The sequence below is a fragment of the Pedobacter sp. GW460-11-11-14-TSB4 genome, from assembly GCF_059423705.1.
Map to the genome: position 1 here is coordinate 12526 of NZ_JBWKYI010000031.1, position 16257 is coordinate 28782.

Consider the following 16257-nt stretch of genomic DNA (forward strand, 5'->3'; position numbering starts at 1 on the left):
TAGTACGGCAAGTTGCGTAACTGTTTGAAACTGGTTAATTGGTTAACAGCCTAACGAAAAATTATTATTCGAATTCCAAGGATTCGCAGCTAACCGATTTAAACAATTAACCAGTTAACCTTCCTTAAAACAGCTTATGGATGTCTTTTTTAATCAGTTCGATGGTTAAATCGTAAGGGTTTTCATCTTTACTGGCCATGTGCTGTAAAATTGCCTTGCTGAGTTCAATCCCATTTGCATCGGCAGGTAAACCTTGTACGGCATTATTAATCATGGCAATGGTATCGTCCTTTAATTTTCGCACCACAGTCCAGGTTACGCTATCTACATACAACTGCTGGGTAATATTATGCTGGTACTCCGAGCGAATTTCGTTTAAGATACCAGCTTGTAAAGTACCAATGCCAATTCCTTGCTGGTGCAGGCGAACAAGCAAATTAGCGGGGTTAATCCGGTCGATAAATATGATTAAACGTTCGTGTGCCTGTAAACGTAAGGGCAAAATATGCGCCCGGCTTTCTTTGTTCAGCTCGATCGTTTTTAAGTCAAAGAAACGCTGGATATCGTTCCTTAGAATGTAATAAAGGGCGATTAGCGCAGCGAAAATGCCTGCAAATAAGACAACTATATCAACTAAAATTTGTTGGGTATTCATAAGTATTGTTTAATTACGGTAATATTAACAGACCGTTAAAAGCAAAAATGTGCATTATTATTTATATTTGTAACAGATAAAATTTAAATAACATGAGCACAACAGTTGATACAGCATTTGCACCCGTTACTTTTTCAGAAGGAGCAGCCAAAGAGTTATATAAATTAAGGGATCAGCAGGAGATTAGTGAAGATTACGGATTACGCGTAGGCGTAGAGGGTGGCGGCTGTGCTGGCATGAATTACGTTTTAGGTTTTGATCAGAAAAAAGATGGCGATCAGGAATTTTTTATTGATGGCATTAAAGTTTTCATGAACAAAGCACACCAGATGTATTTAATGGGCATGATGATCGACTGGCAGGATGGATTAAATTCTCGTGGTTTTACTTTCGTTAATCCTAATGCAACCAGCACTTGTGGCTGTGGCACGAGTTTCTCGGCATAAATAAAATATTATTGTAACATATAGTGCAGTCCCCTTGTCTAAACATCGGGACTTTTTTTATTTTTACCCATAGAGGTTGAAGGCAAAAGGTATAGGGTATAAGGTTAATCCATCTTAATACTTGATACTCAATACTTGATCCGATACTTGATACTTACAATAAATGAATTACAGAGAAAACATCAGACTGGCATTAGAATCTATTAAAGCGAACCGCTTGCGTACTATGCTTACCGCCTTAATTATTGCCATAGGTTTAATGGCTTTGGTTGGGATTTTAACCACTCTGGATGCTGTAAAGAAAAGTATGACCGATGCTTTTAGTAGCATGGGCGCCAACTCTTTTACCATCAGAAACCGCGGCACGGGGATTAGAATTGGAAATGGTAAACGGCCAAAACCTTTTAAAGCCATCCGCTATGAAGATGCCGTTAAGTTTAAAGATAGCCTGAATACCCCTGCAACCGTTGCGGTAAGTGTATTTGCCAGTGGAGGTTCTACCATCAAATACGGCAGTTTAAAAACAAATCCAAACATTAACGTTCAGGGTATAGATGAAAACGGTTTAGCCTCGCAAGGTCTAAATTTATCACAAGGAAGAAATTTTAGTGTTTCCGAAATCCAACTCGGGAGCAACGTTTGTATTGTTGGGGGTGAAGTGGTTGAAAAATTGTTCAAAGATTCAGATCCCCTGGATAAACTGATTAATGTAGGTAATAACCGTTTTAAAATTGTTGGCATATTAGAGAAAAAAGGCTCGAGTATGGGCTTTAGCGGCGACAGGGCGGTCTATGTGCCTTTGCTAAAAGCCAAGCAAATTAACGCCAATGCCAATCCATCTTACACCATCACCGTAATGGTGCCTAGCAACGAGATGCAGGAAAACATTATTGGCGAATCTACTGCGCTATTCAGAAATATCCGCAAGGTAAAGGTGAACGAAACCAATAATTTCGAGATTACCAAGAGTGATGCCATTGCGCAAACATTATTCGAAAATCTGGCCTTTGTGGCTATTGGTGGGGTTGCTATTGGAATTATTACCCTGATTGGCGCCTCCATTGGCTTAATGAATATCATGCTGGTTTCCGTTACCGAACGTACACGCGAAATTGGTATCCGTAAAGCGATCGGCGCAAACCCAAAGGTAATTCGTCACCAGTTTTTAATTGAAGCAGTCGTAATCTGTTTAATGGGTGGTGCCCTGGGTATTTTTCTGGGAATAGTTTTAGGCAACCTGATCTCCCTCGCTATGGGTGGTGCCTTCTTGATCCCATGGCTATTTATTATCGGCGGTTTTGTATTATGTGTATTTGTAGGAATTCTGTCGGGATATTATCCTGCTAAAAAAGCATCAAAGCTAGATCCTGTGGAGGCATTGAGATATGAGTAATGTTAAATCGGTTAATTGTTTAAACTGGTTAACTGCTGGAGGCTCTATACAATTAACCGATTAACCAATTTAAACAGTTAACCCAATTTAAAGCAACGCATTAATAAGCTGATGTTGCGTAAGCAATTGTTGCATTAATGGTGTGCTAAGGCTATCTTCGAGTGCTTCAGCATGCTTTAAATGATGCATATCGCTGCCTATAAAATCGACCATATGGTTTTCCACCATTTCTCCTGCTACTTTTTTTGCCCCAGCACCATAATAACCGGTTAAAGCAATACCGTTCATTTGCAACAGGCAACCAGTTTCTCTAATCTGGTGATAGCTTTCGAAAGCATTGTAGTAATAGGGATACCGCTCAGGGTGGGCCAGAACAGGCTTGTATCCGGCATCCTGCATCATCTTTATAAAATCGATCAGGTTCTGAGGTGCATTGATATAAGATAATTCAAACAAAAGATAATTATTTCCAAAAGTTAACACCTCTTTTTGTCTGATTTTTTTCTCTAAGGTTTCATCCAGGTAATATTCGGCAGCGGCATCAACTTCGAGATCCAGTTCAATTTCCTGCAAGCCTTTTCGCAAGGTATCCAGACCACGGTTAATGGTATCGGGTGTATTTCGAAAATAATCGGCCATGATGTGTGGTGTGGCAATCAGTTTCTTATAACCTAAAGCTTTAAATTTTTTGGCCAAAAGGAAAGAATCTTTAAGCGTTTGCGCGCCGTCATCAATCCCTGGAATAATGTGCGAGTGCATATCTGTTCCAATACCGGAGAAATTAAATTCGGGTGCTATTTTTTTCTTTTTAAATAATCCGAACATAATGGTAGGTCATAACTTTAACTGATCTCTTTGGGCAAATTGCTTGCCTCTGCTGCGCCTGCTAATTTAGAAGAATAGATTTTAGCTAACAAATTATTTAAGTCTTCGCTTAAATCGAACTGCAGGTCTTCGTGTAGTTTTTTGAATTTATTTAAGGTTACCGCGACAGTTTTTAAGTAAAAAATACTAAAAAGCATCATAAAATCGCGGTAACCAAAAATTGATTTCTTATAATCAAAAGGGATGGCATTGAGGATAAACAATTTTAGTTCTACCTCGCCAACCGGATCTTTTGTTACTTTATAAAAATGGTTAACCGAGGTGATCATCTTCCGAACTTTTACCAAAGCTTCTTTAGCATTTAGTTTTTTCAGTTCCAGCACCTGTTCTTCCACATCAGCTTTAATCCTTTCTTTCCGATCATCTAAATCGGTGGCATCTTCTAACAATTTGTAATGAAGATGTTCGGTAAGCACTTTATCTTTAGCCACCAAACGCAGCAATAGCTTGTCTTTTTCTTTAACAGGCAATTCTGTTATGGCAGTTTTTAAATCTTTGTGCTCCGATAATTTCATTTAAAAAGGGTTAGCCTTAATGTATTTTTCCCATTCCCAGGCAGAACGCATCATCTCATTGATATCAAGATTAGCTTTCCAGCCCAGTTCGTTATTCGATTTTTGAACATCGCCATAAATCTGAACAATATCACCTGCTCTTCTTGGTCCGATTTTATAATCAAGCTTTTCTCCGTTCACTTTTTCGAAAGCTGCAATAATTTCTAAAACAGAAGAACCTTTACCTGTACCGATATTGAAAACATCGTAATTACCGTTAGGGTTTCCTTCTTCTAATTTTTTTATGGCAGCAACGTGTGCTTTTGCCAGATCAACCACATGGATATAATCGCGGATAGCAGAACCATCAGGGGTATCGTAATCATCACCGTAAACGGTAATCGGACCACGTTTGCCAATTGCCGATTGCGTAATGAAAGGAACAAGGTTTGCAGGCACACCATTTGGCAACTCGCCAATCAAAGCAGTTTCGTGTGCACCAACCGGGTTAAAATAACGCAAAGCGATAATATTTAACGCTGGTGTTACGGCTGCTGTTTCTGCTAATATTTCTTCAGCAATCTGCTTGGTATTTCCATAAGGAGATTCAGCCTTCTGTACTGGTGCCGCCTCAGTTACCGGTAACGTTTCTGGCTGTCCATAAACGGTACAAGATGAAGAAAATACAAAATTTATCTTTCTGTTAAACGAGGTTAACAGGTTAATTAAACCGTAAAAATTGTTTTTATAATATTTTAAGGGCTGTTCTACCGATTCGCCTACAGCTTTTGATGCTGCAAAATGGATAATTCCATCAATGTCGGTATGGTTTTCTGCAAATTCCTGAACCGCCCTGTCATCCTGCAGATCGATTTCATGAAAATCGAACCATTTGCCAGTGATGGCATGAAGCTGGGTTAAAATTTTGATATTCGAGTTAGAAAGGTTGTCTACAATCACAACTTCGTAACCTGCGTTGTGTAATTCTACTGCGGTGTGCGAACCTATGTATCCTGTTCCACCGGTAACTAATATTTTTGCCATTTTAACGGTTAAATGTGGTAAAATCTTTATGATCTATCTTTTCCAAAGCCTCTGCAGGCAATGATTTAAAATATTCGTATGTAATTTTCAATCCTTCGGCACGGCCTACTTTTGGCTCCCATCCCAGTATCGTTCTCGCTTTGGTTATATCCGGCCTGCGCTGTTTAGGATCATCCTGCGGAAGTTCTTTATAAACGATTTTCTGCGTGGTACCTGTAAGCTTGATAATTTCCTCACAGAACTGCTTGATGGTGATTTCATCCGGGTTACCAATGTTTACCGGCTGCGCATAATCGCTCATCAATAAACGGTAAATCCCTTCTATCAGGTCATCAACATAACAGAAAGAACGTGTCTGACTTCCGTCACCAAATATAGTTAAATCTTCGCCTCTTAAAGCCTGTCCGATAAATGCAGGTAAAACACGGCCGTCATTCAGGCGCATTCGCGGCCCGTAGGTATTAAAAATCCTAACAATCCGGGTTTCTACGCCATGGAAAGTATGGTAGGCCATGGTAATGGCTTCCTGAAAACGTTTGGCCTCGTCGTAAACCCCACGCGGACCAACCGGATTTACATTGCCCCAATATTCCTCAGGCTGAGGATTTACATTTGGATCTCCATAAACTTCAGAGGTTGATGCAATCAGCATCCTCGCATTTTTATTACGGGCAAGCCCCAAAAGGTTATGCGTACCTAATGAACCTACTTTAAGTGTCTGGATCGGGATTTTAAGGTAATCGATCGGACTTGCAGGTGAAGCAAAGTGTAAAATGTAATGAAGTTTGCCTGGAATATGCACAAATTTGGAAACATCGTGATTGTAAAACTCGAAATTCTCCAGCTTGAACAAGTGTTCGATATTTGCCATATCACCCGTAATCAGATTATCCATTCCGATAACGTGATAGCCCTCTTTCACAAAACGATCACAAAGGTGTGAGCCTAAAAATCCGGCTGCACCTGTAATCAATATTCTTTTTTTCGCCCCTACATCCCCTGAAGGGGACTTTTCCTTTCTTTCGTTCATATTCTTTTTTTTAAAAACGCCCTTAAACTGCGCATTGTGCTTAGTCTCCCCTTCAGGGGGCTAGGGGGTTAATAGTTTTCTACCTATGCTGTTATAATAATAGCCAAGATCGATCATTTTTTGCAAATCGTACAAATTTCGACCGTCGAAAACCACTTTATTTTTTAAAATGTTATCAATTTTTTCAAAATCAGGATTACGGAAAACCGACCACTCCGTCGCAATCAACAGTGCATCAGCACCTTCCAAAGCTTCGTACTGGTTTTTAGCATAATTTACCTGATCGCCAATAACATTTTTAACATTGGTCATCGCTTCCGGATCGAATACGGTAACGGTAGCACCATTCTTAACCAGTGCATCGATAATATATAAGGCCGGTGCCTCACGGATATCGTCGGTTTCTGGTTTAAAAGCCAAACCCCAAAGTGCAAAATGTTTGCCTTTTATATCACCTTTATAATATTTCAACACCTTATCAACAAGGATGGTTTTTTGTCTTTCGTTAACCTCCATTACCGATTTCAGGATCTGAAAATCGTAAGCATAATCATCAGATGATTTTACCAAAGCCTGAACATCTTTCGGAAAACAGGAACCGCCGTAACCTACGCCCGGAAAAAGGAAACGTTTACCGATACGGTCGTCAGAACCTATGCCTCTTCTTACCGAATCAACATCAGCACCTACCAGTTCGCAAAGGTTGGCAACCTCATTCATAAAGGTAATTTTGGTGGCAAGGAAAGAGTTTGCTGCATATTTGGTCAGTTCAGAAGAACGCTCATCCATAAAAAGAATTGGATTCCCCTGACGTACATAAGGACCATATAATTCAGTCATTAACTTCTTCGCTTTTTCGCTTTTAGTTCCTAACACAACGCGGTCAGGTTTCATAAAGTCATCAACAGCTACCCCTTCTCTTAAAAACTCCGGGTTCGAAACTACATCCACTTCAACTGAGGTATTTTCGGCAAAAACAGCCTTTACCTTATCTGCCGTTCCAACCGGAACAGTTGATTTATTTACGATCACCTTATATTCAGTAATCAGTTTGGAAATATCTTTTGCAGCACCTAAAATATAAGAAAGATCGGCAGCACCATCTCCACCAGGAGGCGTTGGCAAAGCCATAAAAATAATTTGCGCATCTTTTACGGCATCTGCCAGATTTGTAGTAAAAGTTAACCTTTCCTGTTCTATATTTCTATGGAACAAAAGATCTAAACCAGGCTCGTAAATCGGCACTTCGCCAGCCTGCATTTTTTTTACCTTCGCTTCATTAATGTCAACACATATTACATCATTTCCTGTTTCTGCTAAACAGGTTCCGGTAACTAAACCTACGTATCCGGTACCAATAACGGCTATCTTCATCTGTTATAATTTACTTTTAGCTTTATTTTTAGCTGCTATGGAGCATGATGGCTTGTCTTTTTATTATACTGAATGATAGGCCAATCGTGAGGTCTCCATATATTTTTAAGCTTTTTAAATATATTCGTTTTATCTTGGCACGAAGATATGAAATTACACTAATGCTTTTGCTTTACATAATCGGAATTCGGCTTTACATTTTTCTCATCAGGATATTTTCATTATTCAATCCTAAGGCTAAACTGTTTATAAACGGCCGTAAAAATACCTATACACAAATTGCCCAGAAAATTAATCCGAATGAAAAACACATATGGTTTCATTTTGCCTCTTTGGGCGAATTTGAGCAAGGCCGCCCGGTTTTAGAAAAACTAAAAAACCTTTATCCGGCGAAGAAAATTGTAGTTACTTTTTTCTCTCCTTCGGGATATGAGATCAGAAAAAATTATGCCCTGGCAGATGTATTTTACCTTCCGATTGATACGGCGGCCAATGCCAAACGGTTTATAGCAAGTATTAATCCCGAAATGGCCATTTTTACCAAATATGAATTTTGGCATTTTTATTTTAAAGAATTGAAGGATCGGCATATTCCTTTATATGTGATTTCTGGAATTTTCAGAGAAAACCAGGCTTTTTTTAAATGGTATGGTGGCTTTTACCGCAATATTTTAAAATCTGTTACTTACTTTTTCGTACAAAATAAAGAAAGCGAAAATCTTTTAAAATCAATCGGATTAAATAATGTAACGATAAACGGCGATACGCGTTTCGACCGTGTTTATGAAAATGCTCAATCGCCCAAACAGCTTAGCCTGATCGAAAGTTTTATTGGCAACTCCCCTACTTTAATTTGCGGAAGTACCTGGCCTGAAGATGAAAAAATATTATCGGCTTTGCCTGAAAAATACCCCAACTGGAAGTTTATCATTGCCCCACACGAGATCCATGAAAGCCATATTGAGAGTATCGAGAAACAGTTTTCAATTAACAGTTTACGGTTTTCAGTTTTTAGTTCGTCTGATCAAACGCTAAACGCTAAACACCAAACGCTCATCATCGATAACATCGGCATGTTGTCTTCTCTATACCAATATGGAAAAGTAGCCTATATAGGTGGTGGTTTCGGGACGGGGATACACAACACTTTAGAAGCCGCAGCTTTTGGATTACCTGTAATTTTCGGACCGAAATACGATAAATTTCAGGAAGCGAAAGATTTAATTGCCATAGGTGCAGCTAAAAGTATTTCTTCTGTTGAGGAATTGATCAGGGCTTTTGAAGGCTTTATTGAAAATAAAAATGCTGCCGACCAGGCTAAAAGATATGTTGTGGATAAAAAAGGTGCAACCGATCAGATTATTTCGATGATTACGAAATCAGATCAGCCTTAACAATTTCATTAACGATCTCAGGAATGCTTTGATCGATTAAGACCGTTACGACATCCCCTTCATCTGCCAGTGGTTCTTCTAAGGTTTCAAACTGGCTTTTCAATAAACTAGCGGGCATATATTGATGAGAACGTTTAGCAATCCGATCGTGGATTAAACCGAAACTTCCTTGCAGGTAAACGAACCGAATTGACGGATTATCATTTCTTAATAGATTGCGATATGATTTTTTCAGTGCAGAACAGGCAATAATACAGCTTGTACCATGGGCAACATGTTCGCGGCCAACTTTCGCAATCAGCTGCAGCCAATCTAAACGATCGGCATCTGTTAACGGAATTCCGGCAGCCATTTTATCTACATTCCGCTGTGAATGGAGATTATCACCATCGATAAATTCGGCATTTATTTTTGGCGCCAAAGCTTTTCCAATGACGGTTTTACCACTTCCCGAAACACCCATTAAAATGATAAAACCCGCCATATTAAACTATTTAACCATTCCGGCCAAAGCCTCGATAAACACCGGACTATCATTTAAACTTTCTACCAACTGAACATGGTCTCCACCCAAAGCTTTAAACTCTTCGTGGTACTCTACCGTGATTTCGTAAAGTGTTTCCAGACAATCGGCCACAAAAGCCGGACTAAAAACCAAAAGGCGTTTTTTACCTTCGGCAGCCAGTTTCTTCAACACATCAGTGGTATAAGGCTGTACCCATGGTTCTTTACCTAAACGCGATTGAAAACAAACGGTATATTGATCTTTCGATAAGTTTAATTCTTTGGCGATTAACCTTGCGGTATCATGCCCTTGTGCAGAATAACAGAATTTATTGGTATCGTTTAATGTCTGGCAGCAATCGGCGCTTTTTAAGCAGTAACTTCCGGTGTGATCGCATTTTAACAGTTGACGCTCAGGTAATCCATGGAAGCTGAACAAGACGTGATCATAACTTTCTACATGATGCTTTTTAGCATTTTCTGCAAAAACTTTAATCATCAATTCGTTATCGTGGAATGAGTTAACAAACGAAATTGGCGGAACCGTTGGCCACTTGCTCACCAGTTCCATCACCAGCTGCATTACCGAACCGGTACTGGCAGAAGCATATTGAGGGAACATCGGGATGACCTGTATACTTTCTACCAGGCCTGCCTTTAAATTTGCCAATGCCGATTCTATTGAAGGGCTTTGGTAACGCATGGCTAATTCTACATGGTAATCGCTACCTAATCTTTCCTGAAGCATTTTAGCCTGCAACCTGCTGTAATACAATAGTGGCGAACCATTTTCATTCCAGATTTCTTTATATAGCTTAGCAGTTTTAGGACTACGGAATGGAACAATAATACCTTTAACTAATAATGTTCTGTTGAGTTTAGGAATATCGATTACCCGTTCATCCATCAAAAATTGATCTAAATATTTTCTTACATCAGCCGTTGCCGGACTGTCAGGTGTTCCTAAATTTACCAGTAAAATTCCCTTATTGCTCATTTATAAAGAATATGTTTCGTGGCGCAAATATCGCCTTTTTATTGTTTTTTACCTATGTTTAAAATGTGACAGTCGACATTTTTTAGTCAAAAAAAGTATTATTTCTGCTTAAACATTAGAAAAGCAAATCAGTGTGCTGTCTGATGTTACCATCTGACCGTTTGAGCAAATAACATAACAAAGTGCGTTGCCGTTTTATTGACCACCTAAGTCACTTGAGCACAAAAAGCGAAGTTGGTCGCCAGCGCAGGAATATGAGTCTACTTTTTAGTTTTGTGGAGTTGCCACCAGGGCATAGCTGGTTTTTGGTGATGTTCTAAATGATAACCGAAAAAATAACAGGTAATAAAGGCTACAAAATGGTTTTTCTGCAAAGTGGCAGAATGGTATTCGTTATCGTGCTCGCCTTTATGTGGAAGATACGTTCCAAAATAAAACAACTGAAAAGTGCTTAATAATGATGGCAGCACCCAAAACAGCAGTAAATTTCTTTCATCAACCCAGATTTTCAATACGTTGTAAGCTATTGCCATAATCACCAATTGGATTACCGTAACATAATTTAACATGAAACGGAAATACCATTTCCAAAAACCATGTGGTGCAAAATCAGGATCTTCTTCGGTATGTACATGGCGGTGATGCTGGTGGTGTTTTGTGTACAAATGGTTATATAAAAAACCTGCATACAGAAATACAGAAAGATAACCGATAAAATGATTTACTTTTTTATGGGGCGATATGGTTCCATGCATGGCGTCATGAGCGGTAATAAACAAACCGGTGTACAAATGCATCTGTACAAAAACCATCAGATAAACCAAGGGATTGCTCCAGGCAAAATGCCAGGTAAGCAAGAAATAAAGAGAAATAAACCAGCAGGCCATTACGGTTAACGCAACCAGAATTCCGATATATGGATTTATAGTTTTCAATTTACAGTTTTGTCGAGCCAATAACCTTTGTCTTTAAACCAACAAAGTAAACAGATCCTTAGTTTTTACAACCCGAACTTTAAAGTTTGTTGGAGTCATTTCGCGCCATATCCAATTGTAATGTTCAATTACTTTGGGAGCACTTAAATGAGGTCTGTCTGCTGTAGTGTGGGCATCTTCAACAACGGTTACCTCATAATCCTTGCTAACAGCTGATTTAACTGTAGCATCAACACAAAAATCAGTAGCACAGCCTGTTACAAACAATTTTGTAATGCTATTTTCGGTTAATATATCCTGTAGATCAGTATGATAAAATGAATCATTAGCTGATTTTGAGACTATAAAATCATTCGGGTTTATGATTAATTCTGGCAAGAACTCCCAATCGGGGGTATTTGGTAAAAAGATATTTTCTTTTGTGCCATCATGCCGAACGAAAATCACCTTATTATTATTCGTTCTGAAATAATCTGATAATTTATTTATTCTCTCAATTACGCCTGAAGTATCGTAACGCAAAGTGTAAGGTTTAAAACTGCCAACTTGCATATCTATTATTAACAATGCTTTCATTTAAATAATAAATATAATAACGGTTTTCTAATTAGTATTTTTCCAAAGCGGCTTTAACCTTCTCCATGAGCCACATTGGTGTAGAAGTAGCCCCGCAGATGCCAACTTTATCATTTTCATTAAACCAGCTTTGATCTAACTCTTCAACATTAGAGATGAAATAAGAATTATCGTTATGTTTTTTACAAACATCGTAAAGCACTTTTCCGTTTGATGATTTCTTGCCCGATACGAAAACGATCTTGTCATAATGACTTACAAAATCTTCCAGCTCTTCGTAACGGTTAGATACCTGTCTGCAAATGGTGTCGTTAGCCTTAACTTCATAACCACGACTCAATAATTCGTCTTTAATGTGATAGAATTTATCGGTGCTTTTAGTGGTTTGGCTGTATAAGGTAAATTTAGCCGGTAATTCTACATTATCCAGCTCGGCTAAATCCTGAAAAACAATTGCTTTACCATCTGTCTGGCCTTGTAATCCGATTACCTCGGCGTGCCCGTGCTTCCCAAAAATAAGCACCTGCTCATCATCATCATGCGAGTTTTTAATCCTGTTTTGCAGTTTCAGCACCACAGGACAAGAAGCATCTATTAAAGTCAGGTTATTTTCTAAAGCCAGCTGATAAGTTGAAGGTGCTTCACCATGTGCCCTGATCAAAACCTTTTCGTCCCTTAAGTTTTTCAACACTTCGTGATCGATGATTTTTAATCCACGATTGGTTAAACGTTCTACTTCTTCATCGTTGTGAACAATATCGCCGAGGCAATATAAATAACCTTCGTTATCCAGAATATCTTCTGCCATTTCTATGGCATATACTACGCCAAAGCAAAAGCCTGATGATTTATCGATGTTGACCTGTAAGTTTAAATTGCTCATTTTTTCTCAGGATTAGTTATTTATCGTGGTAATGTCCCTTTGCCGAGATTACAAATACTGTAATAATCTCTTCATCGATCCTATATACTAACCTATCTTTTTTATTTATTTGTCTTGACCAATAGCCAGAAAATTCAAATTTTAATTTTTCAGGTTTACCTACGCCTGATGCCGGATGAATACTTAATTCTATAAAAATTTGCTGGAGTTTTTTAATCGAAGCTTTATCTCCTGATTTAAAGATCTCAGCTAATTGTTTTTTAGCTTGATCCGTAATGTCTACAAAATACTTTTCCATATATTTTGAACATCACTAACCCTTGTTAAATGTCCATTTTTCACATCATCTTCACCTTTAGCTATTTCATTTCTAAATTCAGCGCTATAGCTTTTCTCTTTTTTAAAAGTTACATTTAATGCTTGTAACACGGCCTCAACTGCCAAAAGCTGTTTTTTATTTTTAGGCTGTACGATTAGTGTTTCCATCATATAAAATTAATTAAAATAACTTCACAAAATTAAGCAAAAATATTTGTTCCGGTTGTCATGTATAAGACAACAAAAAAGATTAGCTGTGAAAGGAACATGGTCACGCCAATATATTTCTGTTGCTTTAGCCCAAGGGCATAGTAAAACTTTAACAAAATTACCGAAACGATAAACCAGGCCACATAATTTTGAACAGGGATTTCATGCCAGTCCCACTGCCAGTAGTTAAATTTCATGGCCACAGGCTCTAAAAAGAAATCAAAACCTACCAGTATAAAAGCACCAATAACCGAAGCCAGAATGCTGTTCCTGATTTTCATACTTTTCATCATTTGCCCCACGCTGAAAATAAGGATTACCCAATTTACGCCCATTAACAAAGGAACCGCAGCAACTTTGTATCCCAATGTATCGCCATAGTAATAGCTACCAAATATTTTTCCGGTATGCACACCCAATACCTCAACCAGAAAACCACAGAGAAATACACCCGAAACCAGTAATAACAAACGTTTCACATCGGCATTGTAAGAAAAAACAATTACAGCAAACATGAGCAACAAATGAAAGGGAACAAGTTTGATAAAATAAGGCTGTGCAGCTGGAATTAAGAAGCCAAGCAAGCCAACCAGATGAAAAACGATAATTATTGCTACTGCAATCCTTTTAACCTTTATATCGCTTTGATCGTTCTGCCCTTCCATGTGCCTGTTTTAAAAATATGTTTTTTTATAGAAATAAATGAAATAATTAAGAAGAACAACATCTGTAAAGGATGTAAAATCAGATTTATCAAAACATGCTGTCCGGATAAATAAGAGATCATCATTCTGCTTAACACTATTAAAGTTAATGGTAATACAAGTAAAGCAACATTAAAGTTTAAGATTAAAATTACTGGCCCTATGGTTACCAAAAGCTGGTAAAGTAATAATATTATGATGTTATTACCAAAACCTGCCAGTAAATTTTTACTGAAACCGTTCAGGCTTTCGCCTAAATTCTTGTACATCCTGCAATAGATCAGTCCGTTGGCTAAAAGTGCTTCTGCGTTAAATTTTTCCTGTTTTACCAGTTTCATTATCTCTACATCTTCTACAATCTGATGTTTAACCCGCTCATGCCAGTGATTTTCTTTGTAATGACGGGCATTAAAAAACATACACTGCCCGCTTGCTGCCGAAAATGCCGGATTTTTCGAGAGTTTAACCAATCGTAAGGGCAATAAATTCAGTAGAATAAAATGCATTAAAGGAACAGTCAGCCACTCGCCTATCGATTTCATGCTTTGATTGGTAAAAACACTTAATAAAGTCAGACTTCCAATTTCCATCCGGTTGATCAGGCTATTGATCAAGCCTCTTTTTATTGATTCATCAGCATCGATAAACAAAAAATATTTCCCGGTTGCCAGTTCGCTCAACTGGTGGCAGGCATAGTTTTTACCAAGCCAGTTTTGAGGAAGTGCTTCACCGCTAACTACTTTAAATTGCGGATTTGTAAGGCAAAATTTTTCGACGATCTGGAAAGTATTATCGTCGCTGTTATCATCTAAAACAATAACCTCATAATTGCTATAATCCTGATTTTTTATAGAATCGAGCAGCGCTAAAATATTCTCTGCTTCATTTCTCGCTGGGATTAAGATTGAAACCTGATCATGATAGTGTTTAACCACCCTTGGCAACTTCGGATTAGAAAGGAAATTGAAAACAGTAACCGAAAACCTGATAACCAGGAAAATTAAAACGGCGTAAATAAAAATGGTCATTCAATAAGCTGAGTTTGTTTAACAAGCGATTGATCGTAATGTTTATTGTAGGCGCTTTTCAGCAATTGCAAGCTCACATACTCCTCATTCTCCCAATGCTGTAGATAAGTATAAGCGGAGGGTTTTCTTTTCGCGAAATAATCGATAAAGGTAGCCGCAAAAATGATATTGATTTTTTTCTGACTGGCATTGATCATCTGCATTACCCCTTTTTCGAAACTGATATTTTTGAGATGGTTCGAATATAATTGGCCCTGAGGGAATACAAGCACCAGGTTTGTGGGATTATCTAATAATTTGCCAGCATAGTTAAGGGTTTCTAACACATCTTTGCCCTTATTTTCAGCAGCAAAAGCACCAAGATACTTTAGAAAACCAACTTTATTGTAATTTTCAGCGTTCACTAGCACATGAAATTGTTTCTTAAATACTTTTTTGTTGATATAAAACAGGAAAAACCCGTCCCACCAGCTAAAATGATTGGCTAAAATGAGTATGGCAGCATCTGGCTTTATTTCCACTTCACCAAAATTAAAAGCCGAGAAATCTTTTTTGATGATAAACTGGATGTACCAGGAGAAAAAGCTGAAGATCAAATTATTTTTTCTGGGCTGATACATTTCGGGAAATTGCAAAAAATTGGGATGAATTGCAAATATCCTTTTCTTTAAGATGATCAATAGTCCTCGTTTGTGACGAGGATTAGTAAGATCCACATTTGTAATGTGGTGCAATAGCCCTGTAATTTAGCTATACCCTAGCGATGAAATCGCTGTTCTCGGGCATCCTCGTTGCAAACCAGGACGATATTAATCAATTCCATCTTACCTCCTCCATTTTACATCTTCTCTAGCTTAAATAAACCCGGTCTTCTTCGCCTTCTACATCCATCACTACATCTACATGTTCTTTTAAAATGGTAGCCAGTTCAAGACCAACAAAGTCGGTTGCGATAGGGAAAATTTTATGGCTTCGATCAACCAAAACTACGGTACGGATTTTTTTATGTGGCGTATTTAAGAAAACGCCCAAGCCATAAGCCAGGGTTTTACCGCTGTTTAATACATCATCAACAATAATAATCACCTTATTTTTCCAATGGCTCTCATCTAAATCGGTTGAGGCAACCAATTTGCTGCTTTCTTTCTGCAGGTCGATACGCAACAAAGTTAGTTTAAAGCCTGAAATCTTTTTAAGCACTTTTTCTAACCTTAAGGCTAATTTGTAACCACGGTCCCAAATGCCGGCAAGCACCACTTCTTTCTCGTTCAGGTTATCCTCTAAAATCTGATAAGCGATACGATCTATTTTCTGCTGAATTTGTTTCTTGTTAAGAATAAGTAATTGCGATGCCATTGTATAAAAAAGGATTGAATACAAAAAGAAC

The 16257-nt window shown here is 38.1% G+C and carries 20 protein-coding genes; 3 read left to right on the forward strand and 17 right to left on the reverse strand.

All coding sequences use genetic code 11. The features are described 5' to 3' along the window. Positions 1-124: 124 nt before the first annotated feature. Positions 125-655: a DUF7935 family protein gene (locus tag AC07YT_RS21475; protein WP_086549204.1), complete on the reverse strand. Its 531-nt coding sequence runs from the start codon at positions 653-655 to the stop codon at positions 125-127. Between the two features lie 92 nt (positions 656-747). On the opposite strand from AC07YT_RS21475, the gene AC07YT_RS21480 reads away from it, so the two are divergent. Both AC07YT_RS21480 and AC07YT_RS21485 read left to right on the forward strand, forming a co-directional pair. Beyond that, on the forward strand, positions 748-1101 hold the full coding sequence (locus AC07YT_RS21480; RefSeq protein WP_086549203.1) for a HesB/IscA family protein: 354 nt from the start codon (positions 748-750) through the stop codon (positions 1099-1101). 163 nt (positions 1102-1264) lie between these two features. After that, positions 1265-2494 (forward strand): ABC transporter permease, encoded by a 1230-nt coding sequence (locus AC07YT_RS21485; protein WP_086549202.1) that lies wholly within the window; start codon positions 1265-1267, stop codon positions 2492-2494. 87 nt (positions 2495-2581) lie between these two features. Here the strand turns inward: AC07YT_RS21485 and AC07YT_RS21490 are convergent, their stop codons facing one another. From AC07YT_RS21490 to AC07YT_RS21510, 5 genes are read right to left on the reverse strand one after another with little or no spacing between them, the layout of a single operon-like run. Further along, entirely contained in the window at positions 2582-3319 is a 738-nt protein-coding gene (locus AC07YT_RS21490; RefSeq protein ID WP_086549201.1) for a tyrosine-protein phosphatase, read from the reverse strand. A gap of 17 nt (positions 3320-3336) precedes the next feature. Beyond that, the gene (locus AC07YT_RS21495; protein WP_086549200.1) at positions 3337-3894 is read right to left on the reverse strand and encodes a hypothetical protein; all 558 of its coding nucleotides are present in this window, start codon (positions 3892-3894) and stop codon (positions 3337-3339) included. After that, a complete protein-coding gene (gene galE / locus AC07YT_RS21500; RefSeq protein ID WP_086549199.1) occupies positions 3895-4917 on the reverse strand; it encodes a UDP-glucose 4-epimerase GalE in 1023 nt (340 codons plus the stop codon). A gap of 1 nt (position 4918) precedes the next feature. Beyond that, positions 4919-5947, reverse strand: a complete 1029-nt coding sequence (locus AC07YT_RS21505) for a UDP-glucuronic acid decarboxylase family protein (protein ID WP_086549198.1) — start codon at positions 5945-5947, stop codon at positions 4919-4921. A 60-nt stretch (positions 5948-6007) separates the two neighbouring features. Next, positions 6008-7321: a UDP-glucose dehydrogenase family protein gene (locus AC07YT_RS21510; RefSeq protein ID WP_086549197.1), complete on the reverse strand. Its 1314-nt coding sequence runs from the start codon at positions 7319-7321 to the stop codon at positions 6008-6010. 134 nt (positions 7322-7455) lie between these two features. On the opposite strand from AC07YT_RS21510, the gene AC07YT_RS21515 reads away from it, so the two are divergent. Continuing rightward, positions 7456-8715: a 3-deoxy-D-manno-octulosonic acid transferase gene (locus AC07YT_RS21515; protein ID WP_494945515.1), complete on the forward strand. Its 1260-nt coding sequence runs from the start codon at positions 7456-7458 to the stop codon at positions 8713-8715. On the opposite strand, the gene AC07YT_RS21520 is transcribed toward AC07YT_RS21515, so the two are convergent. The 11 genes from AC07YT_RS21520 to AC07YT_RS21570 form a co-directional block, all read right to left on the reverse strand. Next, positions 8693-9199 carry a gluconokinase gene (locus AC07YT_RS21520; protein WP_086549195.1) on the reverse strand — a complete coding sequence of 169 codons (507 nt, stop codon included), beginning with the start codon at positions 9197-9199 and terminating at the stop codon, positions 8693-8695. The two genes, AC07YT_RS21515 and AC07YT_RS21520, sit on opposite strands and share 23 nt — an antisense overlap. Before the next feature lie 6 nt (positions 9200-9205). Continuing rightward, a complete protein-coding gene (gene hemH / locus AC07YT_RS21525) occupies positions 9206-10216 on the reverse strand; it encodes a ferrochelatase (protein WP_086549194.1) in 1011 nt (336 codons plus the stop codon). Positions 10217-10476: 260 nt separating this feature from the next. Then, entirely contained in the window at positions 10477-11151 is a 675-nt protein-coding gene (locus AC07YT_RS21530; RefSeq protein WP_494945516.1) for a fatty acid desaturase, read from the reverse strand. 33 nt (positions 11152-11184) lie between these two features. After that, positions 11185-11727, reverse strand: a complete 543-nt coding sequence (locus AC07YT_RS21535) for a cysteine hydrolase family protein (RefSeq protein ID WP_086549193.1) — start codon at positions 11725-11727, stop codon at positions 11185-11187. Between the two features lie 31 nt (positions 11728-11758). Further along, entirely contained in the window at positions 11759-12610 is an 852-nt protein-coding gene (locus AC07YT_RS21540) for a 4-hydroxy-3-methylbut-2-enyl diphosphate reductase (RefSeq protein WP_086549192.1), read from the reverse strand. A gap of 16 nt (positions 12611-12626) precedes the next feature. Further along, the gene (locus AC07YT_RS21545; protein WP_086549191.1) at positions 12627-12908 is read right to left on the reverse strand and encodes a Txe/YoeB family addiction module toxin; all 282 of its coding nucleotides are present in this window, start codon (positions 12906-12908) and stop codon (positions 12627-12629) included. Next, entirely contained in the window at positions 12890-13099 is a 210-nt protein-coding gene (locus AC07YT_RS21550) for a DUF2683 family protein (RefSeq protein ID WP_086549190.1), read from the reverse strand. Before AC07YT_RS21550 ends, AC07YT_RS21545 begins: the two co-directional genes overlap by 19 nt. Before the next feature lie 29 nt (positions 13100-13128). Next, positions 13129-13803: a carotenoid biosynthesis protein gene (locus AC07YT_RS21555; protein ID WP_086549189.1), complete on the reverse strand. Its 675-nt coding sequence runs from the start codon at positions 13801-13803 to the stop codon at positions 13129-13131. After that, positions 13773-14870, reverse strand: coding sequence for a glycosyltransferase family 2 protein (locus AC07YT_RS21560; RefSeq protein ID WP_086549188.1), 1098 nt, complete (start codon positions 14868-14870; stop codon positions 13773-13775). Before AC07YT_RS21560 ends, AC07YT_RS21555 begins: the two co-directional genes overlap by 31 nt. Further along, positions 14867-15490: a 1-acyl-sn-glycerol-3-phosphate acyltransferase gene (locus AC07YT_RS21565; RefSeq protein ID WP_086549187.1), complete on the reverse strand. Its 624-nt coding sequence runs from the start codon at positions 15488-15490 to the stop codon at positions 14867-14869. The genes AC07YT_RS21560 and AC07YT_RS21565 overlap by 4 nt, the downstream gene beginning before the upstream one ends. Positions 15491-15719: 229 nt before the next feature. Next, positions 15720-16226: a phosphoribosyltransferase family protein gene (locus AC07YT_RS21570; RefSeq protein WP_029275623.1), complete on the reverse strand. Its 507-nt coding sequence runs from the start codon at positions 16224-16226 to the stop codon at positions 15720-15722. Between the last annotated feature and the right edge of the window lie 31 nt (positions 16227-16257).

Excerpts from the sequence above, each read along its gene's own strand:
- AC07YT_RS21475 (WP_086549204.1), bottom strand. The coding sequence starts at position 655 with ATGAATACCCAACAAATTTTAGTTGATATAGTTGTCTTATTTGCAGGC.
- AC07YT_RS21480 (WP_086549203.1), top strand. The coding sequence starts at position 748 with ATGAGCACAACAGTTGATACAGCATTTGCACCCGTTACTTTTTCAGAA.
- AC07YT_RS21485 (WP_086549202.1), top strand. The coding sequence starts at position 1,265 with ATGAATTACAGAGAAAACATCAGACTGGCATTAGAATCTATTAAAGCG.
- AC07YT_RS21490 (WP_086549201.1), bottom strand. The coding sequence starts at position 3,319 with ATGTTCGGATTATTTAAAAAGAAAAAAATAGCACCCGAATTTAATTTC.
- AC07YT_RS21495 (WP_086549200.1), bottom strand. The coding sequence starts at position 3,894 with ATGAAATTATCGGAGCACAAAGATTTAAAAACTGCCATAACAGAATTG.
- galE (WP_086549199.1), bottom strand. The coding sequence starts at position 4,917 with ATGGCAAAAATATTAGTTACCGGTGGAACAGGATACATAGGTTCGCAC.
- AC07YT_RS21505 (WP_086549198.1), bottom strand. The coding sequence starts at position 5,947 with ATGAACGAAAGAAAGGAAAAGTCCCCTTCAGGGGATGTAGGGGCGAAA.
- AC07YT_RS21510 (WP_086549197.1), bottom strand. The coding sequence starts at position 7,321 with ATGAAGATAGCCGTTATTGGTACCGGATACGTAGGTTTAGTTACCGGA.
- AC07YT_RS21520 (WP_086549195.1), bottom strand. The coding sequence starts at position 9,199 with ATGGCGGGTTTTATCATTTTAATGGGTGTTTCGGGAAGTGGTAAAACC.
- hemH (WP_086549194.1), bottom strand. The coding sequence starts at position 10,216 with ATGAGCAATAAGGGAATTTTACTGGTAAATTTAGGAACACCTGACAGT.
- AC07YT_RS21535 (WP_086549193.1), bottom strand. The coding sequence starts at position 11,727 with ATGAAAGCATTGTTAATAATAGATATGCAAGTTGGCAGTTTTAAACCT.
- AC07YT_RS21540 (WP_086549192.1), bottom strand. The coding sequence starts at position 12,610 with ATGAGCAATTTAAACTTACAGGTCAACATCGATAAATCATCAGGCTTT.
- AC07YT_RS21545 (WP_086549191.1), bottom strand. The coding sequence starts at position 12,908 with ATGGAAAAGTATTTTGTAGACATTACGGATCAAGCTAAAAAACAATTA.
- AC07YT_RS21550 (WP_086549190.1), bottom strand. The coding sequence starts at position 13,099 with ATGATGGAAACACTAATCGTACAGCCTAAAAATAAAAAACAGCTTTTG.
- AC07YT_RS21555 (WP_086549189.1), bottom strand. The coding sequence starts at position 13,803 with ATGGAAGGGCAGAACGATCAAAGCGATATAAAGGTTAAAAGGATTGCA.
- AC07YT_RS21560 (WP_086549188.1), bottom strand. The coding sequence starts at position 14,870 with ATGACCATTTTTATTTACGCCGTTTTAATTTTCCTGGTTATCAGGTTT.
- AC07YT_RS21565 (WP_086549187.1), bottom strand. The coding sequence starts at position 15,490 with ATGTATCAGCCCAGAAAAAATAATTTGATCTTCAGCTTTTTCTCCTGG.
- AC07YT_RS21570 (WP_029275623.1), bottom strand. The coding sequence starts at position 16,226 with ATGGCATCGCAATTACTTATTCTTAACAAGAAACAAATTCAGCAGAAA.